The following is a 20,847-nucleotide window of genomic DNA, read 5'->3' on the forward strand; positions in this document are numbered from 1 at the left end:
GGTGGATGGTGATGAACCCGACGGCTTCGGCCTGGATGGCGGTGACGTTGATGGTGACCGTGGCCGCATCGGCCGGGATGCCGAGTCGGCCCGCCACATCGAGACGGAGTTCTTCGGTTGCGGCGAGTTTGCCGTTGCCGGCGAATGCTCCGTCGTCGGTGGTTTGCCCGGGTCGTGTGTCGGCGAGGCGGGCCGGGCCGAACGGGGTGTAGTCGTCACTGGTGAGGTAGCCGACCACGTCGACCGTGAGCCCCGTGGTTGCGGAGGTGTAGATGCAGACCTCGCCGTCCGACGACAGCGGTGCGATGATCTCGTTGCCTCGGCTGACGCCCGCCACGTAGTTGAGGCTCGCGGTCGTCGGTCGGGTGGTGAGGCACGGATGGATGGTGAGGAACCCGGTGCGATCGGCGCGCACGGCGGTCACGTTCAGCACGGCGGCGCGAGCATCGTCGGGAATGCCCGCTCGCTGCGTCACCTGCAGTGGCGTCTCGCTGTCGGCCGGTCGGGGTCCGGTGCCGAGGTCGTCGCCGTCGATCGTGTCGATGCCGGGTCCGGTCCGAGTGTCGAGCAGACGGGCCGGGCCGACGGCTGTGTAGGCGGCGCTGGCAGGAAGGTAGGCGACGACGTCGACGGCGACGTCGGTGTCGCTGGAGACGAACAGGCAGAGGTTGCCGTCGGCGTCGAGGCCGGCGACGACTTCGTTGCCGAGGCTGACATTGGCCGTGAAGTTCAGGCTCGAGCTGAGCGGGACGTCATCCAGGCACGGATGTGCGGTGACGAAGCCGGTGCCGGCGGGTCGGATGGCGGTGATGTTGACGACAGCGGCGGCTGCGTCGTCGGGGATGCCGGCGCGACCGGCGACGTCGACGGTGAGCTCGCTGCCAGCTGCGCGGCGACCGATCCCTTGTTGTTCGCCGTCGACAGTGATCAGGCCCGGCCCGCTCCGGGTCTCGACGAGACGAGCCGGCTCGACCGGCACGAACACCTCGTCGGACGGGGGCGTCGAGCCACCGGGCACCGTGGTCGGCGCAGTCGTACTCGTGCTTCCTCCCGGAGCCGTCGTGGTCGTCGTGGTGGTGGTCGTCGTGGTCGTGGTGGTCGTCGTGGTCGTGGTCGCGTACACCGAGGTGACGGTCGCGATGGTGATCGGGGACCACTCGAACGGGAACTCGCCGAGCTGTCCGCGGTCGTTGTCGCCCCAACACCACAGTCCCCCGCCCGATGCGACACTACGAATCGCGCACGAGTGATCGAAGGCACTGAGAGATTCGACAGCGGTCAACCCGGCCACTGCAACAGGCGTCGTCGAGATGAACCCGACGATCCCGTCGCCGAGCCGGCCCGATGTCTGGCTCCCCCAGCAGGTCACGGTTGCGTCGGCCAGCAACGCGCAGGTGTGATCGCTGCCGGCTGCGAGCGCGACCGCTGTCGAGATGCCGGTCACGCCGACCGGGGTGTTGCTGTCGGTCTGTGTCCCGTCGCCGAGCTGTCCCCAGAAGTTGTCACCCCAGCACTCGATCGCACCGCCGGTCGGGTCGCCTCCCACGATCGCGCAGGTGTGGTTGAACCCCGTCGACACGTCGACCGCGTCGGTGATGCCGGTGACCGACACCGGTGCGATGGCGTTCGCTCCGCCGTCGGTCACGCCGTTACCGAGTTGTCCGGAGGTCTGGTCGCCCCAACACTCGATCGGGCCGCCCGAGGCGAGGTTGCCGCCGGTGATCACGCAGGTGTGGAGCCGCCCCGAGTCGATGTCGACCGCGTCGCTGATCCCCGCGACGTCGAGCGGATTGGGCGACGCCAGCGTGGGGACTCCGGTGCCGAGTTGCCCTTCGAACCCGCCACCCCAACAGCTCACGCCACCCGTGGTGCGTAGCGCGCAGGAGTGACTCTGTCCGAGCGCGAGGGCACTCGCATCGTCGATGCCGGTGACCTCGACGGCCGACGGCACCGGGGGCACCGGAGGGGTGCCGCTGATGGCGTAGTTCCCGTTGGGCCCGATCTGGCCCTGTCCGTCGCTGCCCCAACATCGGACGGTGCCGTCGTTGCGAAGCGCGCACGTGTGGCTTTCACCGGCATCGAGTCCGACCAGCGGCCCTGCGAGCCCGCTGACCGTGACGGGTGCCGCCGAGGAGTTGGTGGTCCCGTCGCCGAGTTGGCCGCTGCTGTTGAGGCCGAGGCACCGGATCGTCGACGTCGACACGGCCACGCAGGTGTGATCTCGACCGGTCGTCACCGCCAGTGGTGTTTGGCTGCCGAAGATCGGCGCGGCCGTCGGCTTCGAGATCACTGGCGCTGCGGCGAGTTGACCGCTGCTGTTGGAGCCCCAACACCTCGCCTGGAACGCAGCGGTGGTCGCGCAGGTGTGGGCGCCGAACGCACTGATCGCGACGACGTCGGCCAACGCAACCGGCACGGGGGTCGCCTGGTCGGCGTCGGAGCCGTTCCCGATCTGTCCGGAGGAGCCGCCTCCCCAGCACACCACCGTCGCCGTGGCGCGCAACGCGCAGGTGTGCGAGCTTCCCGCCCGCACGGCGACGGCGTCGTCGAGCCCGACGACGTCGACCGGCGTCGTCGAAGTACCAGACAGAGCGCCGTTGCCGAGGCGCCCCCGGCTCCCGTTGCCAGCGCAGCGGACGCCGCCGCCCGCCGTCGTGGCGCACAGGTGAGCCGATCCGATCGCTACGTCGGTGGCACCGCCGAGGGAGGGGATCGGCGTCGGGACGTTGCGTTGCGTGCTGTCGCCCAACCCGAATTGCCCCGAACTGTTGCGGCCCCAGCAGTGCACCGCACCCGCGTCGCTCCAGGCGCAGAACGCTCCGTTCCCGCCGGAACCTCCTCCGGTCAGGTTGTCCATCCCGGTGAGCCCGACGTCGACGGCGGTGGGCTGGCGGGCGGATGCCGTTCCGTCCCCGACGGAACCATCGGAGTTGGCTCCGAAGCAGCGCACGGTGCCGTCGGACATCAGGGCACAGGTGGAGTCTGATGCGAGCGCGATGTCCACCACCGCCGGGGATCCACCGATCTCGAGGTTGGCCGCCTGGACCGGCGTGCTTTGCGCGAGGACGAACGTGGCACCGTTGCCGAGTTGGCCGTCCCAGTTCCTTCCCCAGCACCAGACGGTGCTGTCGGTGCGGAGCGCGCACGAATGTGACGTTCCGGCCACCACGGCCTCGACGTCGGTGAGCCCGACGACGTCGACGGGCGCGAACGAGGTGGTCGTGGTGCCATCGCCGAGCTGACCGCTGATGTTGCTGCCCCAGCAACGCACGGTCTGATCAGGGTCGACCGCACAGGTATGGTCGACGCCGGCGGAGATGCCCGATGTGGGGCTCGCTGCGGCTGTCGAGTCACCGCTCGGCACGGCGAACGCCACGACGACCGACGCCACGAGTGCGGCGACGGACACGGCGAGCCGGATCGCGACGTTGCGCTTCGGCAGTTCAGATGTACCCATGCTGTCGATTCAAGTCGTCGCCCGTGAGCGGAGCGTGAACGGAACCGTCCGCCGAGGCGTATCGGTTTGTGTCTGACACAAACCGATACGCCTTGCGACAGAGTGGGTCTGACCCACTCTGTCGCTCAGGTGTGGCCGGCGATGTCGATGGTGAGGTGGGTGGTGGCGCTGGTGTAGATGCAGAGGTCGCCGTTGGTGTCGAGTTGGGCGATGATCTCGTTGCCGCCGTTGACGCCGGGCACGTAGTTGAGGCTGGCTGCGGTGGGTGGCTGGCCGAGGCAGGGGTGGATGGTGATGAACCCGACGGCTTCGGCCTGGATGGCGGTGACGTTGATGGTCACGGTGCTGGCGTCGGCGGGGATCCCGTTGCGGCCACCGACCCGCAACTTCGTCTCGGTGTCGGCGCCGAGCTTGCCGATGCCTTCGGCGTTCCCGTCCACGGTGTCGAGTCCCGGTCCGACCCGCGTCTCGAGGAGGCGAGCGGGCGCGATGGGACGGTACGCCGGTGCGTCGATGTAGCCGACGACGTCGATCGCCAGGTCGGTCGATGCCGACGTGAACACGCAGATCTCGCCATCCGCCGACGCCGGAGCGATGATCTCGTTGCCCCGGTTCGCCGTGGCCGTGTAGTTCAGGCTCGCCGCCGTCGGGGGAGTGGCGAGACACGGATGGATGGTGAAGAAGCCCACCCCCGAGGCGCGGATCGCGGTGACGTTGACCACGGCTGCGTCCGCCCCATCGGGGATGCCAGCCCGCTCGGTGATCTGGACTCGATAGGTGCCACCGGCGGGAACCGTGCCGTCGCCCAGGAACTGACCGTCGACGGTTTCGGCCGCCGACACGGTGCGCGTGTCGGCGAGTCGAGCTGGCCCGACCGCCACGTACGGGCTGCCGGCCGGCAAGAAGCCGACGATGTCGACGGCGACGTCGGTCGCGTTCGAGGTGAACAGGCACGCGTTGCCACTCGCGTCGAGTTCGACGATCACCTCGTTGCCGAGGCTGACACCAGCCGAGTAGTTGAGGCTCGATGTCGTGGGCCGGTCGTCGAGACACGGGTGTGTCGTGACGAAGCCGGGTCCTCCCGGGCGGATGGCGGTGACGTTGACGATGGCGGCGACCGCGTCGTCGTCGACGCCCGCTCGCCCTGCGACCTCGACCGTGATCTCGTCACCGCCATCGAGTCGTCCGATGCCCTCCTGCTCGCCGTCGATCGTCTGCAGTGTGTCGCCGATCCGGGACTCGACGAGCCGCGCCGGTGCAACAGCAGTGAACAAGTCGGCCGTCGTCGGCGGCGCGACCGGCACCGTCGTGGTGGTGGTGGTCGTGGTGGTGATGGTCGTCGTGGGGCTCGTGGTCGTCGTGGTGGTGGTCGTGGCGCCGACCGACATCGAGAGCGGAGCGGTCACCGGCGTCGAGCTCCACGGGAAGAAGCCGAGCTGGCCGTCGCGGTTCTCTCCCCAGCAGTACACCCCGCCCCCGGCGATCGGCTTGCGGACGGTGCAGACGTGCCGGTCGGCGGCGATCGCTCCGATGCCGCTGAGCGCAGCACCGGATTCGTCGATCACCGAGACCGCGACGTCGCGAGACTCGGTGGTGCCGTCACCGAGTTCACCACGGCCGTTCGATCCGGCACAGCGGACCGTCTCGTCGTCGAGCAGGACGCACGTGACGTCACGCCCGGCTGTGACGTGGCTGGCGGTCGTCACGCCGGTCATCATCACGGGTTCGGTCGCGGTCAGGGCGCCATCGCCGAGTGCTCCGGAACCGTCGGCGCCCCAGCACCACACCGCGCCGGCCGTCGTCGCACCGCAGGTGTGGCTGTCGCCAGCCGACAGCTGCGTGACGTCCGTGACGCTGATGACGTCCACCGGTGTGGTCGCGTCGATGACGCCCCCGGTGCCCAACTGGCGTTGGCCGTTGTCACCCCAGCACTGGACGTCGCCTGCGGTGTCGACGGCGCACGAGTGCCGGCCACCGGCGGCGATGGCCGATGCGTCGGTCAGTCCCGTGACCGCCACCGGCAGCGTCTGCGACGTCGGGCTGAGGCCGTGGCCGAGCCGCCCGTCGCTTCCTCGACCCCAGCACCAGGCGAGGCCAGCACCGGTCACGGCACAGCTGTGGTCCTCTCCGCCGCTGACCTGATCGATGTCGGTGAGCGGACCGGAGTCGGTGTCGTCCCGCACGGTCGTGGGTACGTCGAAGTCGGTCGACGTTCCGTTGCCGAGGCGGCCGAACGCTCCTTCACCCCAACACTGGATGGTCGAATCGGACAGACGCACGCAGGTGTGTTCACCTCCGGACTCGATCTGTGCGGCGGTTGTCAGGCCGGGGATCGGCGTCGCGGTGTCTGCCGACGAGACCCCGGGGGTGGCGAGTTGGAGCCGGCTGTTGTCGCCGACGCACCCGACACCTCCCCCCACGGTACGAAAGCAGGTGAAGCCGAAGCCGACGCTGACCTCGGCGATCGGCTGGCCGGCGGTGCCGGGAACGAGTCGAGCCCGGGTCGCGAACTCGGGGGTGTCGGTCGCGAGTTGACCGCCGGAGGCATCTCCCCAACAGCTCACGGCGCCGGTCGCACGAAGCACACAGTGATGGTCGGCGTGCCCGACGATCTCGACGGCGTCGTCGATGCCCTCGACATCGACCGGCGTCGGCTGCTCGACGTTGTCGCCGGAATCGACGCCGTTGCCGAGCCGACCTCGCTGGCCTTCGCCCCAGCACTGGATCGAGCCGTCGGCGAGTCGGGCGCAGGCGGTGGAGTAGCCGAGGGCGAGTTGCACAGCGGTGTCGATGTCGACGACTTCGACGATCGTATAGCTCTGCGTCGCGTTGCCGTCGCCGAGTTGGCCGTCGCTGCCGTCGCCGACGCACTCGACCGTGCCGCTTTGCAGCGCCGCGCAGAGGTAGAGGTCTCCCGCTGCGACGTCGGCGACCGGGCCGGAGAACGGAACCAGAAGCGGTACGAACGAGGAGTCGTTCGTGCCGTTGCCGAGCGCACCCTCGTCTCCGTCACCCCAGCAGTACGCATCCCCGCCACCGTCGAGCGCGCAGGTGTTGCCGAGCGACGTGCTGGCCTCGACGACGTCGACGACCCCCGCAACGGCGGTCGGCGAGGAGACGACCGACGAACTCGCCGGGTCGATCCCGACCTTGCCCTCGTTGTTGTCACCCCAGCAGGAGATCGTGCCGTCGTTGATGACGGCACAGGTGTGGTAGCCGCCGCTGGTGATCTGCACGACGTTCGCCAGCCCTGGCACGATCCCCGGGGCGAACTCGGTGCCACCGGTGGTGCCACGTCCGAGTTGTGCGTAGTCGTTCGCGCCCCAGCAGGTCACGGTTCCGTTCCCGAGGAGCGCGCACGCGTGTTCCTCACCGAGCGCGAGGCTGCGAGCATCGATCACGCCGGGCACCGTCGTCGGCGTCGGTCGTGCCTCGCCGGTGCTCGGACTCGTTCCGAGCTTCCCGCTGACGTCGAGACCCCAACACTGCACCGTCGTGTCTGCCATCACGGCACACGTGTATCGGAAGCTCACGTCGACGGCGCCCGCCGTCGACGCGGAGGCAGGGCTCGACGTCGCCACCGTCAACGTCGCCACGACGGCGGTGACGACGAGCACGAAGGCGACGAGCACGTTGCGGCGGGGTGCGAACTGTTGGTGCATGGGTCCGTTCTCTCGAGACAGTGATGCGGCAGATGACGCGACGGGTGACATCCAGTATCGGACGCGAGCGTCATCCCGACGTGAACCGGACGGCAAGAGCGACAGAGTGGGTCAGACCCACTCTGTCGTTCTCGGACGTCTCGAGTCGCCTGTGGCTCCGACATTGCGACCGGTATGCCCGCTTGCGACAGAGTGGGTCTGACCCACTCTGTCGTGATCTACCATCGCTGACATGGCCGAGCAGGAGCAGCAATCGGGAATCGAAGCACTGGCTGACGAGCAGCGGAAGTTCCCGCCATCGGAGGAGTTCAAGAAGTCAGCGCTCGTCGTGGGCACCGAGATGTACGACGAGGCCGCGCAGGACGACGAGGCGTTCTGGGCTCGGCAGGCCGCCGAACTCGTCTCGTGGGATCAGGAGTGGAGCACCATCCTCGACTGGCAACTGCCGTACGCGAAGTGGTTCGAGGGCGGCAAGCTCAATGTGTCGTACAACTGCATCGACCGCCACGTCGAGGCCGGTCGGGGCGACAAGGTCGCGTTCCACTGGGAAGGTGAACCCGGCGACACCCGTACGATCACGTATGCAGACCTCCTCGATGAGGTCTCGCGGTTCGCGAACGTGCTCAAGGGGCTCGGTGTCCGCAAGGGCGACCGGGTCAACATCTACCTGCCGATGATTCCCGAGGCGGCGGTCGCGATGCTTGCCTGTGCCCGCATCGGTGCTCCGCACAGCGTCGTGTTCGGCGGCTTCTCGAGCCAGTCGCTCGCCGATCGGATCAACGACGCGGAGGCGAAGGTGCTGATCACCGCCGACGGTGGCTACCGGCGTGGCGAGGTGTTCCCGCTCAAGCCCGCGGCCGACGAGGCGTGTGCCAACGCGTCGTCGATCGAGCACGTGGTCGTCGTGAAGCGGGGCGGCAACGACGTCGAGTGGGTCGACGGCCGGGACCACTGGTATCACGACCTGATGGAGGGCGCATCGACCGACTGCCCACCCGAGTCGATGGACGCCGAAGATCTGCTCTTCCTGCTGTACACCTCGGGTACGACCGGCAAGCCGAAGGGCATCATGCACACGACGGGTGGCTACCTCACGCACACCACCTTCACGCACAAGTACGTGTTCGACCTCCGGCCCGACGACGACATCTACTGGTGCACCGCCGACGTCGGCTGGATCACCGGCCACAGCTACATCGTCTACGGCCCGCTCTCCAACGGGTGCACCCAGGTGATGTACGAGGGCGTGCCGAACCATCCCGGCAACGACCGCTTCTGGAGCATCGTCGAGAAGTACGGCGTGACGATCTTCTACACGGCGCCTACTGCGATCCGTACGTTCATGAAGTGGGGAGCCGACGAGCCGGCCAAGCACGACCTGTCGTCGTTGCGCGTCCTCGGCACCGTCGGTGAGCCGATCAACCCCGAAGCCTGGATGTGGTACCAGGAACACATCGGCGGCGGCCGCTGTCCGATCGTCGACACCTGGTGGCAGACCGAGACCGGCGGGATCATGATCAGTCCGCTTCCCGGCGCCACCACCACGAAGCCGGGCTCGGCCACGTTCCCGATTCCAGGGGTGACTGCCAAGCTCGTCGACGACGAGGCCAACCCGGTCGAGGTCGGCGGCGGCTACCTGACCCTCACCCGCCCGTGGCCCGGCATGCTGCGCGGGATCTGGGGCGACCCCGAGCGGTATCAGGAGACGTATTGGTCACGCTTCCCCGATCGCTACTTCGCGGGCGACGGCGCCAAGCTCGACAGCGACGGGTACCTGTGGTTGCTCGGTCGTGTCGACGACGTGATGAACGTGTCGGGCCACCGCATCTCCACCACCGAGGTCGAGTCCGCACTCGTGTCGCATCCAGCGGTCGCCGAAGCCGCCGTCGTGGGTGCGAACGACGCCACGACCGGTCAGGCGGTGATGGCGTACGTGATCCTGCGCGGCGGAGCAGACGTCACGGTCGCCGATCTCCGCGACCATGTGGCCAAGGAGATCGGAGCCATCGCCAAACCGAAGGCGATCTTCATCACCCCCGACCTGCCCAAGACGAGGTCGGGAAAGATCATGCGTCGCCTGCTCCGTGACGTCGCCGAAGGCCGCAACATCGGTGACACGACGACCCTCGCCGACGCCTCGATCGTCGACGAACTGCAGGCCAAAGCCGCAGCGTCGAACGACGACTGAGCGACGACGGGAATCCGGCAGAAAATCCGGCCGAAAGTCGTCAGGAAAGTCTCAAGAACCTTCACGGTCGCGCCGATGAGCACCGCATGAGTGTGCTCGACGGAGAATCGAAAGCGCCGCTTCCCAGCATGGCGTGGAATTCCGTCGTGCCGGAAGCGTCCGAACAACAGTCGGGGCACGACTCGCCGGACCGCGACGCTGCGCCCGAGTCGGACCTCGATTCGACCGTCGCCGAGCGCCCGGATCCGGCACCCGGCGACCCCGTCGCCGACCGAACGGAAGGCACCGATTCGTCGGGGTCGATGCCGTTCGGTGAGCCGGACGTCGAACGCGTGAGGCTCGACGTCACGCCTCCGTCGGTGTTGTCGGCGGGGCCCCCACCCCTCGGCCTCGACGTCGGCCACGCTCCCGCGTCGAGTCCCGGCGTGTCGTCGATTCCCGCTTCGACGTTCGACCGATCGAGTGAGCCCGCTCCGGCGCCGCCTGCGGCGCCGCCGCTCTCGGCACCCTTGCTGTCGCCGGCGCCGAACGTGTCGTCGTCTCCGCCCGCAGCGCCCCCTGCTCAGCCGCCCGACGTGACCGCCGCGCCACCGGTGCAGACCGCGCCACCTACGTCGGCTTTCTCTCCGGTCAAGATCGACGTGCCACGAATGATGCCGCCGTCGACCTCGCCGCAGGGTGAGCTTCCGACGATCGTCGAAGCGACCCCGGTCGCCCCGCTTGCGAACGATGCCGCCCCGGCCGCGAGCACGCATTCCGGGGAGCTGACTGCTGTCCAGTCGGGTGGCCTCTCGTCCGACGCCATGACCACCGGCGAGATGCCCGCCACCGCAGTTTCGGCGACCGCAATGCCGGCTACCGGAGTGCCGGCCCCGGCGGTCCCGTCGGTGCCAGCGGCTCCGGCGGCGCCGTCGCCTGCCATGTCACTACCGGCGCAGCTAGCAGGGTGCTGAAAAACCCGGATTGGTGCTCGCGTTCTGTGTCTGGATGGAAAAGAATGGGGTCATGCGTGGAACGCCTGATCGTCAGCTTGCTCTGTTGTCGTCGTTGAGCACCGAGGACCTGATCCCGGCCGAGCACCCGATCCGGAGGATCCGTGTGGTGGTCGACACCGTGCTTGCCTCGATGGACACTTCGTTCGAGGCGATGTATGCGACGTCGGGACGTCCGTCGGTGCCGCCGGAGCAGTTGTTGAAGGCGTCGGTGTTGATGGCGATGTACTCGATGCGTTCCGAGCGGGCGTTCTGCGAACGCCTCAACTACGACATGTTGTTCAAGTGGTTCCTCGACCTCCCGATCGATGCAGCTTCGTTCGACGCTTCGACGTTCTCCAAGAACCGCCAACGCCTCCTCGACGCTGACATCGCCGACGAGTTCTTCGCCGCCGTGGTCCGCCAGGCGAAGCTGCGCCGGTACATGTCGTCGGATCATTTCTCCGTCGACGGCACCTTGTTGCAGGCGTGGGCGTCGCACAAGTCGTTCAAGCCCAAAGACGACTCGGGCAGCGACAACAACGAGGGCCCAAAGGGCCGCAACTCCGAGGTGCAGTGGCACGGCCAGAAACGCTCGAACGACACGCACGCGTCGACGACCGATCCGGACGCACGCTTGTATCGCAAGTCGAACAACACCGCCGCCCAGCTCTGCTACGCCGGTCACCTCTTGATCGAGCACCGCTCGGCGTTGATCGCCGATGCCGAGGTGACAGCGGCGACCGGGTTCGCAGAACGTGACTGCGCGATCGACATGTTGAAACGACTGCCGAAGAGTGGTCGGCGAAGAACGGTGGCGGGCGACAAGAACTACGACACGAAGAACTTCGTGAAAGACGTTCGCGCCGCCGGGTTCACGCCGCACGTCGCGCAGAACAACACCAACCGAAGATCGGCGATCGACGCCAGAACGACCCGCCACGCCGGCTACACCGTGTCGCAGCGGATCCGAAAGCGGGTGGAGGAACCGTTCGGCTGGATCAAGACAGTCGGCCAGGGCCGCAAGGTCCGCTACATCGGCAACGACCGGAACCGGGCCTGGTTCAAGATGGAAGCCGCCGTCTACAACCTGATCCGGATCACGGCCCTCGACGCCGCAACCGGATGAAGATCACCTCGGCAAGGTCGCCACCGGCCGCCTCCGGAGTCGGGGATCAGTGAGCGATCACCCGAAACCGACAACGGAGATCCCCGAAAACTGACATCGAAGACCAAGCCAGCGCAATGACAACGAGGCGGGCCGCCCTCGATCCGGGCGTCCCGCCCTCAGACCCCGAATTTCAGCACCCTGCTAGCGGCCACGCACCTGACGAATCCGCACGCTTACGGCTCCATGCCAACGACCACGCGCCCGCAGAAGCGGTCGTCGGGCGGAAGTGGCTTCGGTCTCGTCCTGGCGCTCATCGTGCTCGCGGGACTCATCGCAGGCGGCCTCGTCTTCGGACGTGAGTACCTGTTCCCCGAGGAGTGGGACGAATCCGCGAGGGCGTATGCCGACGACATCGAGGCGATCCGCGGCGTCGACTTCGTCGAACCGCTGCTGATCGTGTCGGAGCCGACGGCGGACTATCGGGCCCGTGTCGGCGATGAACTGCTCGGTACCTGGGAACAGTCCCTGCCGATGTGGCGTTCGTTCGGCCTCGCGGCTGGCGGCACCGACCGCCAGGTGCTCGATTCGCTCATCGAAGCTCGTTCGCCTGCCCGCTACTCACGCGCCGACGGGCAGGTGTACCACGACGCCGCGGTGCGTCCCGCCGAACTCGACGCATTGCTGACCCGCGAAATGGCGATCGCCGCCATCGACCAGGAGTTCCGCTTCTCTTCTCGTATGGCCCGGCGCACGATGCTCGAGGCGGCGTTGACCGAGGCGCACGTGTTGCAGCAGGCCAACGTCATCCAATCGCAGTCAGCAGCCCCCGCCGTGATCCGTCCGCCTGACGACTCGCCGCTCGCGTTCCTTCCTCCCGTGCTCGACTATCAACTCACCGCGCCGACGGTCTTCGCAGAGTTGTTGGCGGGGTTCGACGACCTCGCGACGAATCCGCTCGACGACATCGACGCCGGCGGGCCCGGTCCACTGGTCAGCGCGCCGCTGGCCGCTGCTCGCGAAGCGGTGCCGCTGGCCGGAGAGTCGGCCGTCGCAAGCCCCCGGACCATGGACCGCGAGTTCTGGTATCTGGTGTTCGCCACCTACCACGAGCCCGCTGTCGCTCGGCGTATGGCGGCCAACCTCGCCGCGGCGTCCCTGACCGAGTTCTCGGACGGCGCACGGTCGTGTTTCGCTGCCACGTTCGAGGCCGCGTCGATCGACGTGCTCCCGCTCCTCGCCGGTGATCTCGCAGGCTGGGTGACCGCAGCGTCGCCCGCACTCGGGGCGACCACCGGACCCGTGAGCCAGACCACCGTCGAGCTGCGCACCTGCGATCCGGGCGAAACATTCACGCCGACGTCCCGTTTCGGTATCGCCCGCGACTTGATCTCGTGGCAGGCAGCCGATCTCGCCGTGGCGTCGGCGGTGACCGTCAGCGGTGGTGACCAAGCGGCCGTCGCCGAGGCCCTCGGACGTCTGTCCCAGTCGGGTTCGGCCATGCAGGTAGTCGCACTCGACCCGACGGTCACGGCGACCGAGATGGCCCGAATCGCCCGAGTGGCTGCCGAACCGATCCTGGCCGAGGCGATCGTCGGCGGCAGCGGCAGCGGCAGCAGCAGCGGCGACGTCGACGGCTGATCGCGAACGGCGGCGAACGGATCGCGGTCGCTCGTCAGTCTCGGAAGTTCTCGAACTGCAGGGGAATCCCGATGTCGTCGCTCGCCTTGAGCATCGCCATCGTCGCCTGGAGGTCATCACGCTTCTTGCCGTTGACGCGTATCGAATCACCCTGCGTCTGACTGGAGATGCCCTTCGGCGCCTTCTCCTTGATCAGCTTGTTGATCACCTTGGCCTTGTCCGACGAGATGCCGACAGCGATCGTCATCACCTGGCGGACGGTGTTCTGGCTGGCCTCCTGCACGTCGCCGTAGTCGACACCACGCAGCGACACGCCACGTTTGACGAGCTTTTCCTCCATCACGATCCGGAGCGCGTTGAGTCGATCCTCACTGGCTGTGTGCAATGTGATGACGAGCTCGTTCTGCTCGATCGAGGAGTTGGTGTTCTTGAAGTCGAAGCGATTGGCGATCTCACGCTGCGCCTGATCCACGGCGTTCTTCACCTCTTGGCGGTCGACTTCGGACACGACATCAAAACTTGCCATGCGGATCAGAGTAACGCGGCACTGCGCCGCTGGTGCCCGGCCCGAGCCGACGGTGACCGGCTGCCACGTGGCCCCGATCCTGGGCGTGAAGATTTTCCGGTGGGAGTCCGATGTCGGCCCCGATACGCTCACGGCGCCCTGTTCGGCGAACTCTGGCGAGTGGTCGCTCCACTCAGGTTCGGCGGGCGGGGACCAATAGTGGGGTCGGTGTCCGAGCGGCCAAAGGAAGCAGATTGTAACTCTGCCGGCGTATGCCTTCGTAGGTTCAAATCCTACCCGGCCCACTCCGGGGTGATCGTGAAGCGGCGGTGTCCGGTTCGCGAAACGCCCCGTTCTGAGAGCCCGTCAGCGAAAGCTGGTGGGCTGTCGGCTTTTTCGGGGTCAATCCCGGCCGGCTTCGATCAGCTATTGCCCACCAACTATCGGACTTCGTTCGCATGCTCGGTGCCGATGCCCGTTTCGCGACGCTTCGAGTCGGTCGCTGCTCATGCTGCGGCCGACCTTCGGGGTGGTCCGGTACTTCGTCGGGTTCCGTCGGGGAAGTCGACGTTGAGTTCTCGGTGGGGGCCGAGTGTGATCTTCCAGTCGTGGTGGTGAACTCGGGTGTGGTGGTGGCTGCAGAGTGGGAGGAGGTTGGCGAGGTCGGTGGGGCCTGCGTGTTCCCACCAGATGATGTGGTGGAGTTTGCAGCGGTCGTAGTGCACGGCGCATCCGGGGATGGCGCAGGTGCGGTAGAGCGCTCGGAGTGCTCGTCGTTGTGCTTGGTTGGCGAGTCGTGTGGTTCGTCCTGCGTCGAGGTGGCCGGGTGCGTGGAGGATGACGCCGTTGCGTACGACGACGGCGTGGATGTCGGCGTCGTTGGCGAGGTCGGCGAGTACTTGGGTGGGTATCTCGACGGGGATGTTCCAGTCGGCGGACACCCCGGATCCGGCCGGCGTGTCGGCATCGATGACGACGACGAACTCGGGTCGTCCCCACCGTCGGCCAGTACGAGCCTTTCCGTCGATCAATCGCGCAACGGCGTGTGCGCGCAGGAAGTCTTGCTTCGCGAGCCGATCGGTGGGGCAGTGTTCGGGGACGGTCTCGGCGAACAGCGTGTCGACAGCCGAGTTGATGGCTGCGGCGAGTCGTACGCCGGTGACGGGGTCGAAGCGGCCTCGTAGGTTCCACATGCCTTCGTCGTCGACCCAGGTTCGCAGTGAGGTGGCGCGCTGCTGTCGTTCGAGTCGGTCGATGCCGTCGTCGGCGAGCACGCGTTTCTTCTCGAGTGCGATGCGTCGTTGGAATTGTTCGACGGTGGCGTGGGTGGCGATGTCGGTGAGTGCGTCGACAGCGTCGATCAGTGCATCGCGTTGGTGGTCGGCGAGGCCTTTGGTGGCTCGTGTCAGTGCGTCGACGTGGCCGGCGGTGATGGTGGCGGTGTCGAGGGCGTCGGCGAGGTGGGGTGCGTCGTCGAGGGTGTTGGACCGTTCGATGGTCTTCGTGGCGGCGCCGAGGGATTCGCGGGTGTGTTCGGCGATCGCAGCTTCGGGGAACGACACCGCTGGGGTCAATGCGGCGACGATGAGTGTTTCGCTGCGGTCGAGCCAGGCGCGGACCTCTCGGACATCACCCAGCGCGGCGCCCAGATCGGTCGTGCCGGCGGCGCCAGCGGCGACGAGCAGGCGGGTCGCAGCGACTCGTTCCACTCGTTCGATCACTCGGGTTGCATCCATGCGTTCATCATGACAGGAGGGTGTGACAGAGTTGGACAAACACACGTTCGTCCCGATCCGGTGAGCGGCACGGCCAGTCGACTTGACGATTCGGGCCAGTCGGTCGACGTGGCTGCGGAGAGCATCCGATCTCGCCTGGTTCAGGTCTGGCCAGATGCCGCACCCGTCGGTGCTCGCTCGTATCGTGGTCGGCCATGTCGCTCGCGGACGGACTCGTCGTCACCCACACCAGCACGGTCACCCCCGACCAGATCGATCATCTCGGCCACATGAACGTCCGGTACTACGCGGTGAACGCTCGCGCAGCGACCAGGGCGCTCGTCGGCAGCGGCCAGATCGTCGAGATGTACACCCGCCACCTTCGCGAGCAACTCCTCGGTGCCGAACTCGAAGTGCACAGCGGCGTCATCGGCGTCGACGCTCACTCGACTCGGCTCTATCACGAACTGGTCAACGCGGCCACCGGTGACATCGCGGCCACGTTCGTGTACCGAGCGCGCACCGAGACGCCGATCGACACCATCGACACGATCGAGCTGCCCGAACGCGGTCGACCGCGCAGTATCGATCTCGATGCGAGGATGGCGAGGCCGACCCTTGACGAGGTTCGCGGACTCGGCCTCGCGATGCGAGCGCCCCGCACCATCGATCGCGACGACACGGCCGGCGGTCAGACGGTGCCGTCGGCGATCGCCCCGATGCTCTTCTGGGGAGGCGTGCCCGTCGACGGCGAGGAGCAACAACTCGTCCACACCGGCCCGAACGGTGAAGACATCGGGTGGGCCACGATGGAGACGCGGCTGGTGATCGAGCGCCCCGTCGAGCTGGGTACCCGCATCCAGTCGTTCAGTGCGACCACCTCGATCGCCGACAAGACCACCCAGATGTCGATGTGGGTGTACGACCTCGATCGTGGCGACCTGCTCGCATCGTTCGAGTTGGTCAGCGTGCTGTTCGACATCGGTGCGCGCCGAGCGCTGTCGATTCCCGACGACATGCGTGCCGACTACACCGCCCGGCTGCACCCCGAGTTGCGATCGCGCGCCGAGCACCTCTGACGCACGCGAGCGCGGCGACGTCGTCGAGGACCTTCAGCCTTCGAGGGCAGGCGGCCGCGGGCCGAGTTGTTCCTTCAGGCTGATGCCGCTGGCCGCGGTTGCGCGCATCTGCTCGGCGAGATCCATCACGCGGGTGACGGCGATCGCCGGGGTCGTCCCCCGGTCGTGGATGTTGCACACGAGGTTGCGGTCGGCGTCGGTGTGGCCTGCTGCTGGCCGGTAGGCCATGTAGGCCGACATGCTCTGCGCTGTCTGTAGCCCGGGGCGTTCGCCGATCAGCAGCACCACCACACTCGGTCGCAACAGGTCGCCGATGTCGTTGAGGACGCCGACTCGGCACTGCGACACCAGAAAGGGACGTCCGATCGTCCAGCCGCGGTCGAGGGCCGACTCGTGGAGGGCCTCGAGGACGTCGGCCCCGTAGCGGGCGACCGCGCGGGGTGAGAGGCCGTCGCCCATGGCGACCTGGAGATCGGTGTCGTGCTCGCAGGAGCTCACGATCTCGCCGCGCGCGTGGTCGTCGAGGGATCGGCCGAGGTCGGGGTTGGTGAGGTACTCGGCCCGCGTCGTCGCCCGAGTCGAGACGCCGAACAAGCCGAGGCGGTCGACGATTCGTCGCACGCCCGGATCCTCGATCGTCAACTCGGCGTGGACGGCGTCTTGCGCCGCGGCGTGATCCCCGCGCAGGCGCAGCAGGTCAGCCGTCGAATACGACGTGCCCGGACCATCGAGGAAGAGCCGAGCGGCGGTCACCTCGCTCGCTGCGTGGCGAGCATCGGCTCGCGACGCAACCGGGCCGAGCGAGACCGCAGAGCCCTCTGTGGGCGGGTCGTCGCGGGTCATGCGCGTCCTGCATCGACGCGGGAATCGAGGCCGGGATCGAGGCCGGGATCGAGGCCGGAATCAAGGCCGGAATCGAGGCCAGTATCGAGCGCGGCCAGTCCCGGTTCGAGCAGCGATCGGAGGCGATCGAGTTCCGCTCCGCCGCCGGCGCCGTGCTGCAGGCGGCCCTGCTTCCAGAGCCCTCGTCGTTCCATCCAGGCGGTGAACTCGGGCGCCGGTTGCATGCCGAGGAGGTGGCGCGTGGTCGCGACATCATGGAAACTCGTCGACTGGTAGCTCAGCATGATGTCGTCGCCGGCGGGCACGCCCATGACGAAGTTGACGCCAGCGGAGGCCAGCAGCACGAGGAGGCTGTCGTTGCTGTTCTGGTCGGCGTCGACATGGTTCGTGTAGCAGACGTCGACGCCCATCGGCAGACCCATCAGCTTGCCCATGAAGTGGTCTTCCAGGCCGGCCCGCATGATCTGCGTGGCGTTGGCGAGGTACTCCGGACCGATGAATCCGACCACGGAGTTGACGAGGAACGGATCGAACAGGCGGGCGACGCCTTGGGCTCGCGCTTCGCACGTGAGTTGATCGACGCCACCGTGTGCCCCGGCCGACAACGCCGACCCCTGGCCCGTTTCGAAGTACATGAACTGCTCGCCGGGGTACGACTCCGGGCGGGCGTGGTGTTGCGCACGCACCGCGTCCCGCGAGGCTCGAAGCAGGTCGAGGTCGATGCCGAACGACCGGTTCGCAGCTTCCGTGCCGGCCACGGACTGGAACAGCAGGTCGATCGGTGCGCCGCGCTCGAGTGCAGCGATCTGCGTGGTCACATGTGCGAGCACGCAGCCTTGGGTCGGGACCTCCCAGCGGTCGATGACCTCGGCGAGCATCGTCGACAGTGACGCCACCGTGTCGACCGATTCGATCGCCGGGTTGATGCCGATGAGAGCGTCGCCCGCCCCGTAGAGGAGGCCGTCGATGATCGACAGGACGACCCCCGAGAGGTCGTCGGTGGGATGGTTGGGTTGCAGGCGCGCGGCGAAGACGCCCGGCGCGCCGATCGTGCTACGGCACCGTGTCGTGACCCGCAGTGGCGCTGCCGCGACGATGAGGTCCAGGTTGCTCATCAGCTTGGTGACCGCTGCGGCGACCTCGGGAAGGATCAGCGGCGCCAGCCCGCGAGTCGACCACGCATCCGCGAAGCCGGGTGACAGGACGAACTCGCGGAGTTCGCCGATCGTGAATGCACCGATGGCCTGATCCATCGCCGGTCGGTCGACAGCTCCGGTGAGCGCGCTCGACACGTCGTCGTCGATCAGCGGGTCGTCGACGATCTCGGCGACGGTCACGTCCGCGAGCGCGAACTTCGCAGCGACTCGTTCACGGTTCGACGTCGCGGCGATACCGGCGAGCGCGTCTCCCGAAGTGGGCTCGCTGGCCTTCCCCAACAACTCGGACAGCGACGAGAACGTGAACCGTTCACCTCCGACGGTCTCCGCCCACGTCATGACCGCATCCCGAGCGCCTTCACACCGAGCGCCTTCACACCGAGCACATTCACACCGAGCGCCCTCACAGCGAGCACATTCATGTCGAGTCCTTCACACGTCAGATCATGGCGCACTCGGCGCTCGCCCGCGTGCGGTACCGCTGGCGATCCCGCAATCGCGAGGCCAGCCGGTCGCAGTGTCACCAGCCCGGTGTTGACTGAAATGTCCAAAGAACCTAATATCCGTACAAATACCGGTCAACAGCGAGCTCACCGAGTTGGCGGGCCGGCCGGATGAAGCGAGGGGAATGCCATGGGGAACACACATCACCGCATCGTGATCGTCGGCGGAGGTACCGCCGGTATCGCAGTCGCGGCACGTCTGCGGATCAATGGTGAAGCCGACATCGCAATCATCGACCCGTCGACAAAGCACTACTACCAGCCGTTGTGGACCTTGGTCGGCGGCGGGCGGGCCAAGGCGGCCAGCACCGCACGCGAGCAGTCAGCACTGATCCCGAAAGGGGTCAGCTGGATTCAGGATGGTGCCGTTGGTTTCGATCCTGACGAACGCCTGGTCCATCTGGCCGGTGGTGACATGGTGAGCTACGACGCGCTCGTCGTGTGCCCAGGCATCCAACTCGACTTCGACCAACTTCCCGGCTCGAAGGAGTCGCTCGGCAAGCACGGGGTGTCGACCAACTACACACTCGAACTGGCCCCCAAGACGTGGGACTTCATCCGTGAGACGACGTCGGGCACGGCAGTGTTCACCATGCCGAGCGGGCCGATCAAGTGTGCCGGCGCGCCTCAGAAGATCGCGTACCTCGCGGCGGACTACTGGAAGCGGCAGGGTGTGCTGCAGAACATCGAGGTCGTGCTCGTGTTGCCCACGCCAGGGATGTTCGGCGTACCCGAATTCGCCAACGTACTCGACCAGGTCGTGGCGCGCTACGGCATCGACGTGCGCTTCCAGTCCGAGGTCACCGAGATCAACGGGGAGACGAAAGAACTCGTGATCCGTGACCATGCCAACGACACGACGAGTTCGCTCGGTTACGACATGGTCCACGTCGTTCCACCGCAGAGCGCACCCGACTGGATCAAGTCGAGCCCGCTGTCGGTGCCCGGAGAGCCGAAGGGATGGATCGACATCGACAAGAACACGCTCCAGCACGTCCGCTACCCGGAGGTCTTCGCGCTCGGTGACGCTGGGAGCAGCCCGAACTCCAAAACGGGCGCCGCGATCCGCAAGCAGGCACCCGTCGTCGTCCAGAACGTGATCGACCTGCTGGCCGGCAACGCGGTCACCCGTCACTATGACGGCTATGCGTCATGCCCGATCGTGACGGCGCAGAATCGGATGTTGCTCGCCGAGTTCGACTACTCGTTGCGGCCTCACAAGACGGTCCCGCTCATCGACACGCAAAAGGAGCGCTACGACATGTGGCTCCTCAAGAAGTACGGGTTGCCCTTCATGTACTGGAACGTGCTGATGAAGGGACGCGGGATGACGACGCCGGGAGCGTTCGCCAGCTGACCGTCGCCGGCGGCTCGTCGCGGGACTCGGACGATAAATCCCCAGCGTATGCGGCCTGCGTTCGGCAAGAATGCGCGGATGACTTCAGGTACCTCCCCTCACGATCCTTCCGGTCGCGATCTTTCCGTTCATGATCTGCCGCGTGTCCGCCGGCGCGTCGGCGTGCTGCTGGCCGCCCCGCTCCTCGTGCTCGCCGCCTGCGGCGGTAGCGACGGCGACGCCTCGCCGCAAGCCGAGCCGAGCAGCGAGTCGAGCAGCGAGTCGAGCAGCGGGTCGGCTGACGCTGCAGGCGATGCAGACGCTGGTGCCACAGCGAGCGGCGGAGAAGCCCCGATCGAGGTCGGCGAGGACGGGTCGATCGAGTTCTCCGACGAGGTGGACGAGGTGCTGTCGTCCGTCGGCCTCGACACGATGATGGGGATCGTCGCCGACCAACTCGATCCGTCGCCCGAGGTCTCGATCGATGGCGACGCCGTGAGGTTCACCTTCTCCGAGGGGTCGGTCGACTCGGCGTGGCTGCCGTGCAGCGTTGCACAGACATTCCTCTCCGAGGGGCAGACGCTCACGGTGGTCTACCCCGACGGTGACACGATGTGCTGACGGCGCGCCCGTCAGCACATGGGAACGTTCGGCGACGAACGGTCCCCGGTGGATACGGTGC

The 20,847-nt window shown here is 67.2% G+C and carries 13 protein-coding genes and 1 tRNA gene; 8 read left to right on the plus strand and 6 right to left on the minus strand.

The window, feature by feature from the left end; genetic code table 11:
* Positions 1–3,457 (minus strand): hypothetical protein (locus tag ACE37B_RS24435; RefSeq protein ID WP_409925973.1); only part of this gene is annotated, 3,457 nt, incomplete at its 3' end.
* Positions 3,458–3,582: 125 nt separating this feature from the next.
* Entirely contained in the window at positions 3,583–7,119 is a 3,537-nt protein-coding gene (locus tag ACE37B_RS24440; protein ID WP_409925974.1) for an RCC1 domain-containing protein, read from the minus strand.
* 232 nt (positions 7,120–7,351) lie between these two features.
* Between ACE37B_RS24440 and acs the strand changes: the two genes are divergently transcribed.
* From acs to ACE37B_RS24460, 4 genes are all read left to right on the plus strand, one after another.
* Positions 7,352–9,307, plus strand: a complete 1,956-nt coding sequence (acs, locus tag ACE37B_RS24445; RefSeq protein ID WP_409925975.1) for an acetate--CoA ligase — start codon at positions 7,352–7,354, stop codon at positions 9,305–9,307.
* 86 nt (positions 9,308–9,393) lie between these two features.
* Positions 9,394–10,260 (plus strand): hypothetical protein, encoded by an 867-nt coding sequence (locus ACE37B_RS24450; RefSeq protein WP_409925976.1) that lies wholly within the window; start codon positions 9,394–9,396, stop codon positions 10,258–10,260.
* Between the two features lie 52 nt (positions 10,261–10,312).
* The gene (locus ACE37B_RS24455) at positions 10,313–11,407 is read left to right on the plus strand and encodes an IS5 family transposase (protein WP_409922866.1); all 1,095 of its coding nucleotides are present in this window, start codon (positions 10,313–10,315) and stop codon (positions 11,405–11,407) included.
* A gap of 225 nt (positions 11,408–11,632) precedes the next feature.
* Positions 11,633–13,027: a hypothetical protein gene (locus ACE37B_RS24460; protein WP_409925977.1), complete on the plus strand. Its 1,395-nt coding sequence runs from the start codon at positions 11,633–11,635 to the stop codon at positions 13,025–13,027.
* 34 nt (positions 13,028–13,061) lie between these two features.
* Here ACE37B_RS24460 and ACE37B_RS24465 read toward each other — a convergent pair whose 3' ends face one another.
* Positions 13,062–13,553, minus strand: coding sequence for a YajQ family cyclic di-GMP-binding protein (locus ACE37B_RS24465; protein WP_409925978.1), 492 nt, complete (start codon positions 13,551–13,553; stop codon positions 13,062–13,064).
* A 201-nt stretch (positions 13,554–13,754) separates the two neighbouring features.
* On the opposite strand from ACE37B_RS24465, the gene ACE37B_RS24470 reads away from it, so the two are divergent.
* Positions 13,755–13,837 (plus strand) — tRNA-Tyr (locus ACE37B_RS24470).
* A 201-nt stretch (positions 13,838–14,038) separates the two neighbouring features.
* Here the strand turns inward: ACE37B_RS24470 and ACE37B_RS24475 are convergent.
* Positions 14,039–15,268 (minus strand): HNH endonuclease, encoded by a 1,230-nt coding sequence (locus tag ACE37B_RS24475; RefSeq protein WP_409925979.1) that lies wholly within the window; start codon positions 15,266–15,268, stop codon positions 14,039–14,041.
* 194 nt (positions 15,269–15,462) lie between these two features.
* Between ACE37B_RS24475 and ACE37B_RS24480 the strand changes: the two genes are divergently transcribed.
* Positions 15,463–16,326 (plus strand): thioesterase family protein, encoded by an 864-nt coding sequence (locus ACE37B_RS24480; RefSeq protein WP_409925980.1) that lies wholly within the window; start codon positions 15,463–15,465, stop codon positions 16,324–16,326.
* Positions 16,327–16,359: 33 nt separating this feature from the next.
* Here the strand turns inward: ACE37B_RS24480 and eutC are convergent, their stop codons facing one another.
* Complete coding sequence (gene eutC / locus ACE37B_RS24485; protein WP_409925981.1) at positions 16,360–17,169, minus strand: ethanolamine ammonia-lyase subunit EutC; 810 nt, start codon at positions 17,167–17,169, stop codon at positions 16,360–16,362.
* Positions 17,166–18,665, minus strand: coding sequence for an ethanolamine ammonia-lyase subunit EutB (eutB, locus tag ACE37B_RS24490; protein ID WP_409925982.1), 1,500 nt, complete (start codon positions 18,663–18,665; stop codon positions 17,166–17,168). Before eutB ends, eutC begins: the two co-directional genes overlap by 4 nt.
* Before the next feature lie 294 nt (positions 18,666–18,959).
* On the opposite strand from eutB, the gene ACE37B_RS24495 reads away from it, so the two are divergent.
* A complete protein-coding gene (locus tag ACE37B_RS24495; protein ID WP_409925983.1) occupies positions 18,960–20,186 on the plus strand; it encodes an FAD-dependent oxidoreductase in 1,227 nt (408 codons plus the stop codon).
* A 78-nt stretch (positions 20,187–20,264) separates the two neighbouring features.
* A complete protein-coding gene (locus ACE37B_RS24500; RefSeq protein WP_409925984.1) occupies positions 20,265–20,786 on the plus strand; it encodes a hypothetical protein in 522 nt (173 codons plus the stop codon).
* Positions 20,787–20,847: the final 61 nt, after the last annotated feature.

The organism is Ilumatobacter sp., from assembly GCF_046290335.1.
Lineage (GTDB): Bacteria > Actinomycetota > Acidimicrobiia > Acidimicrobiales > Ilumatobacteraceae > Ilumatobacter_A.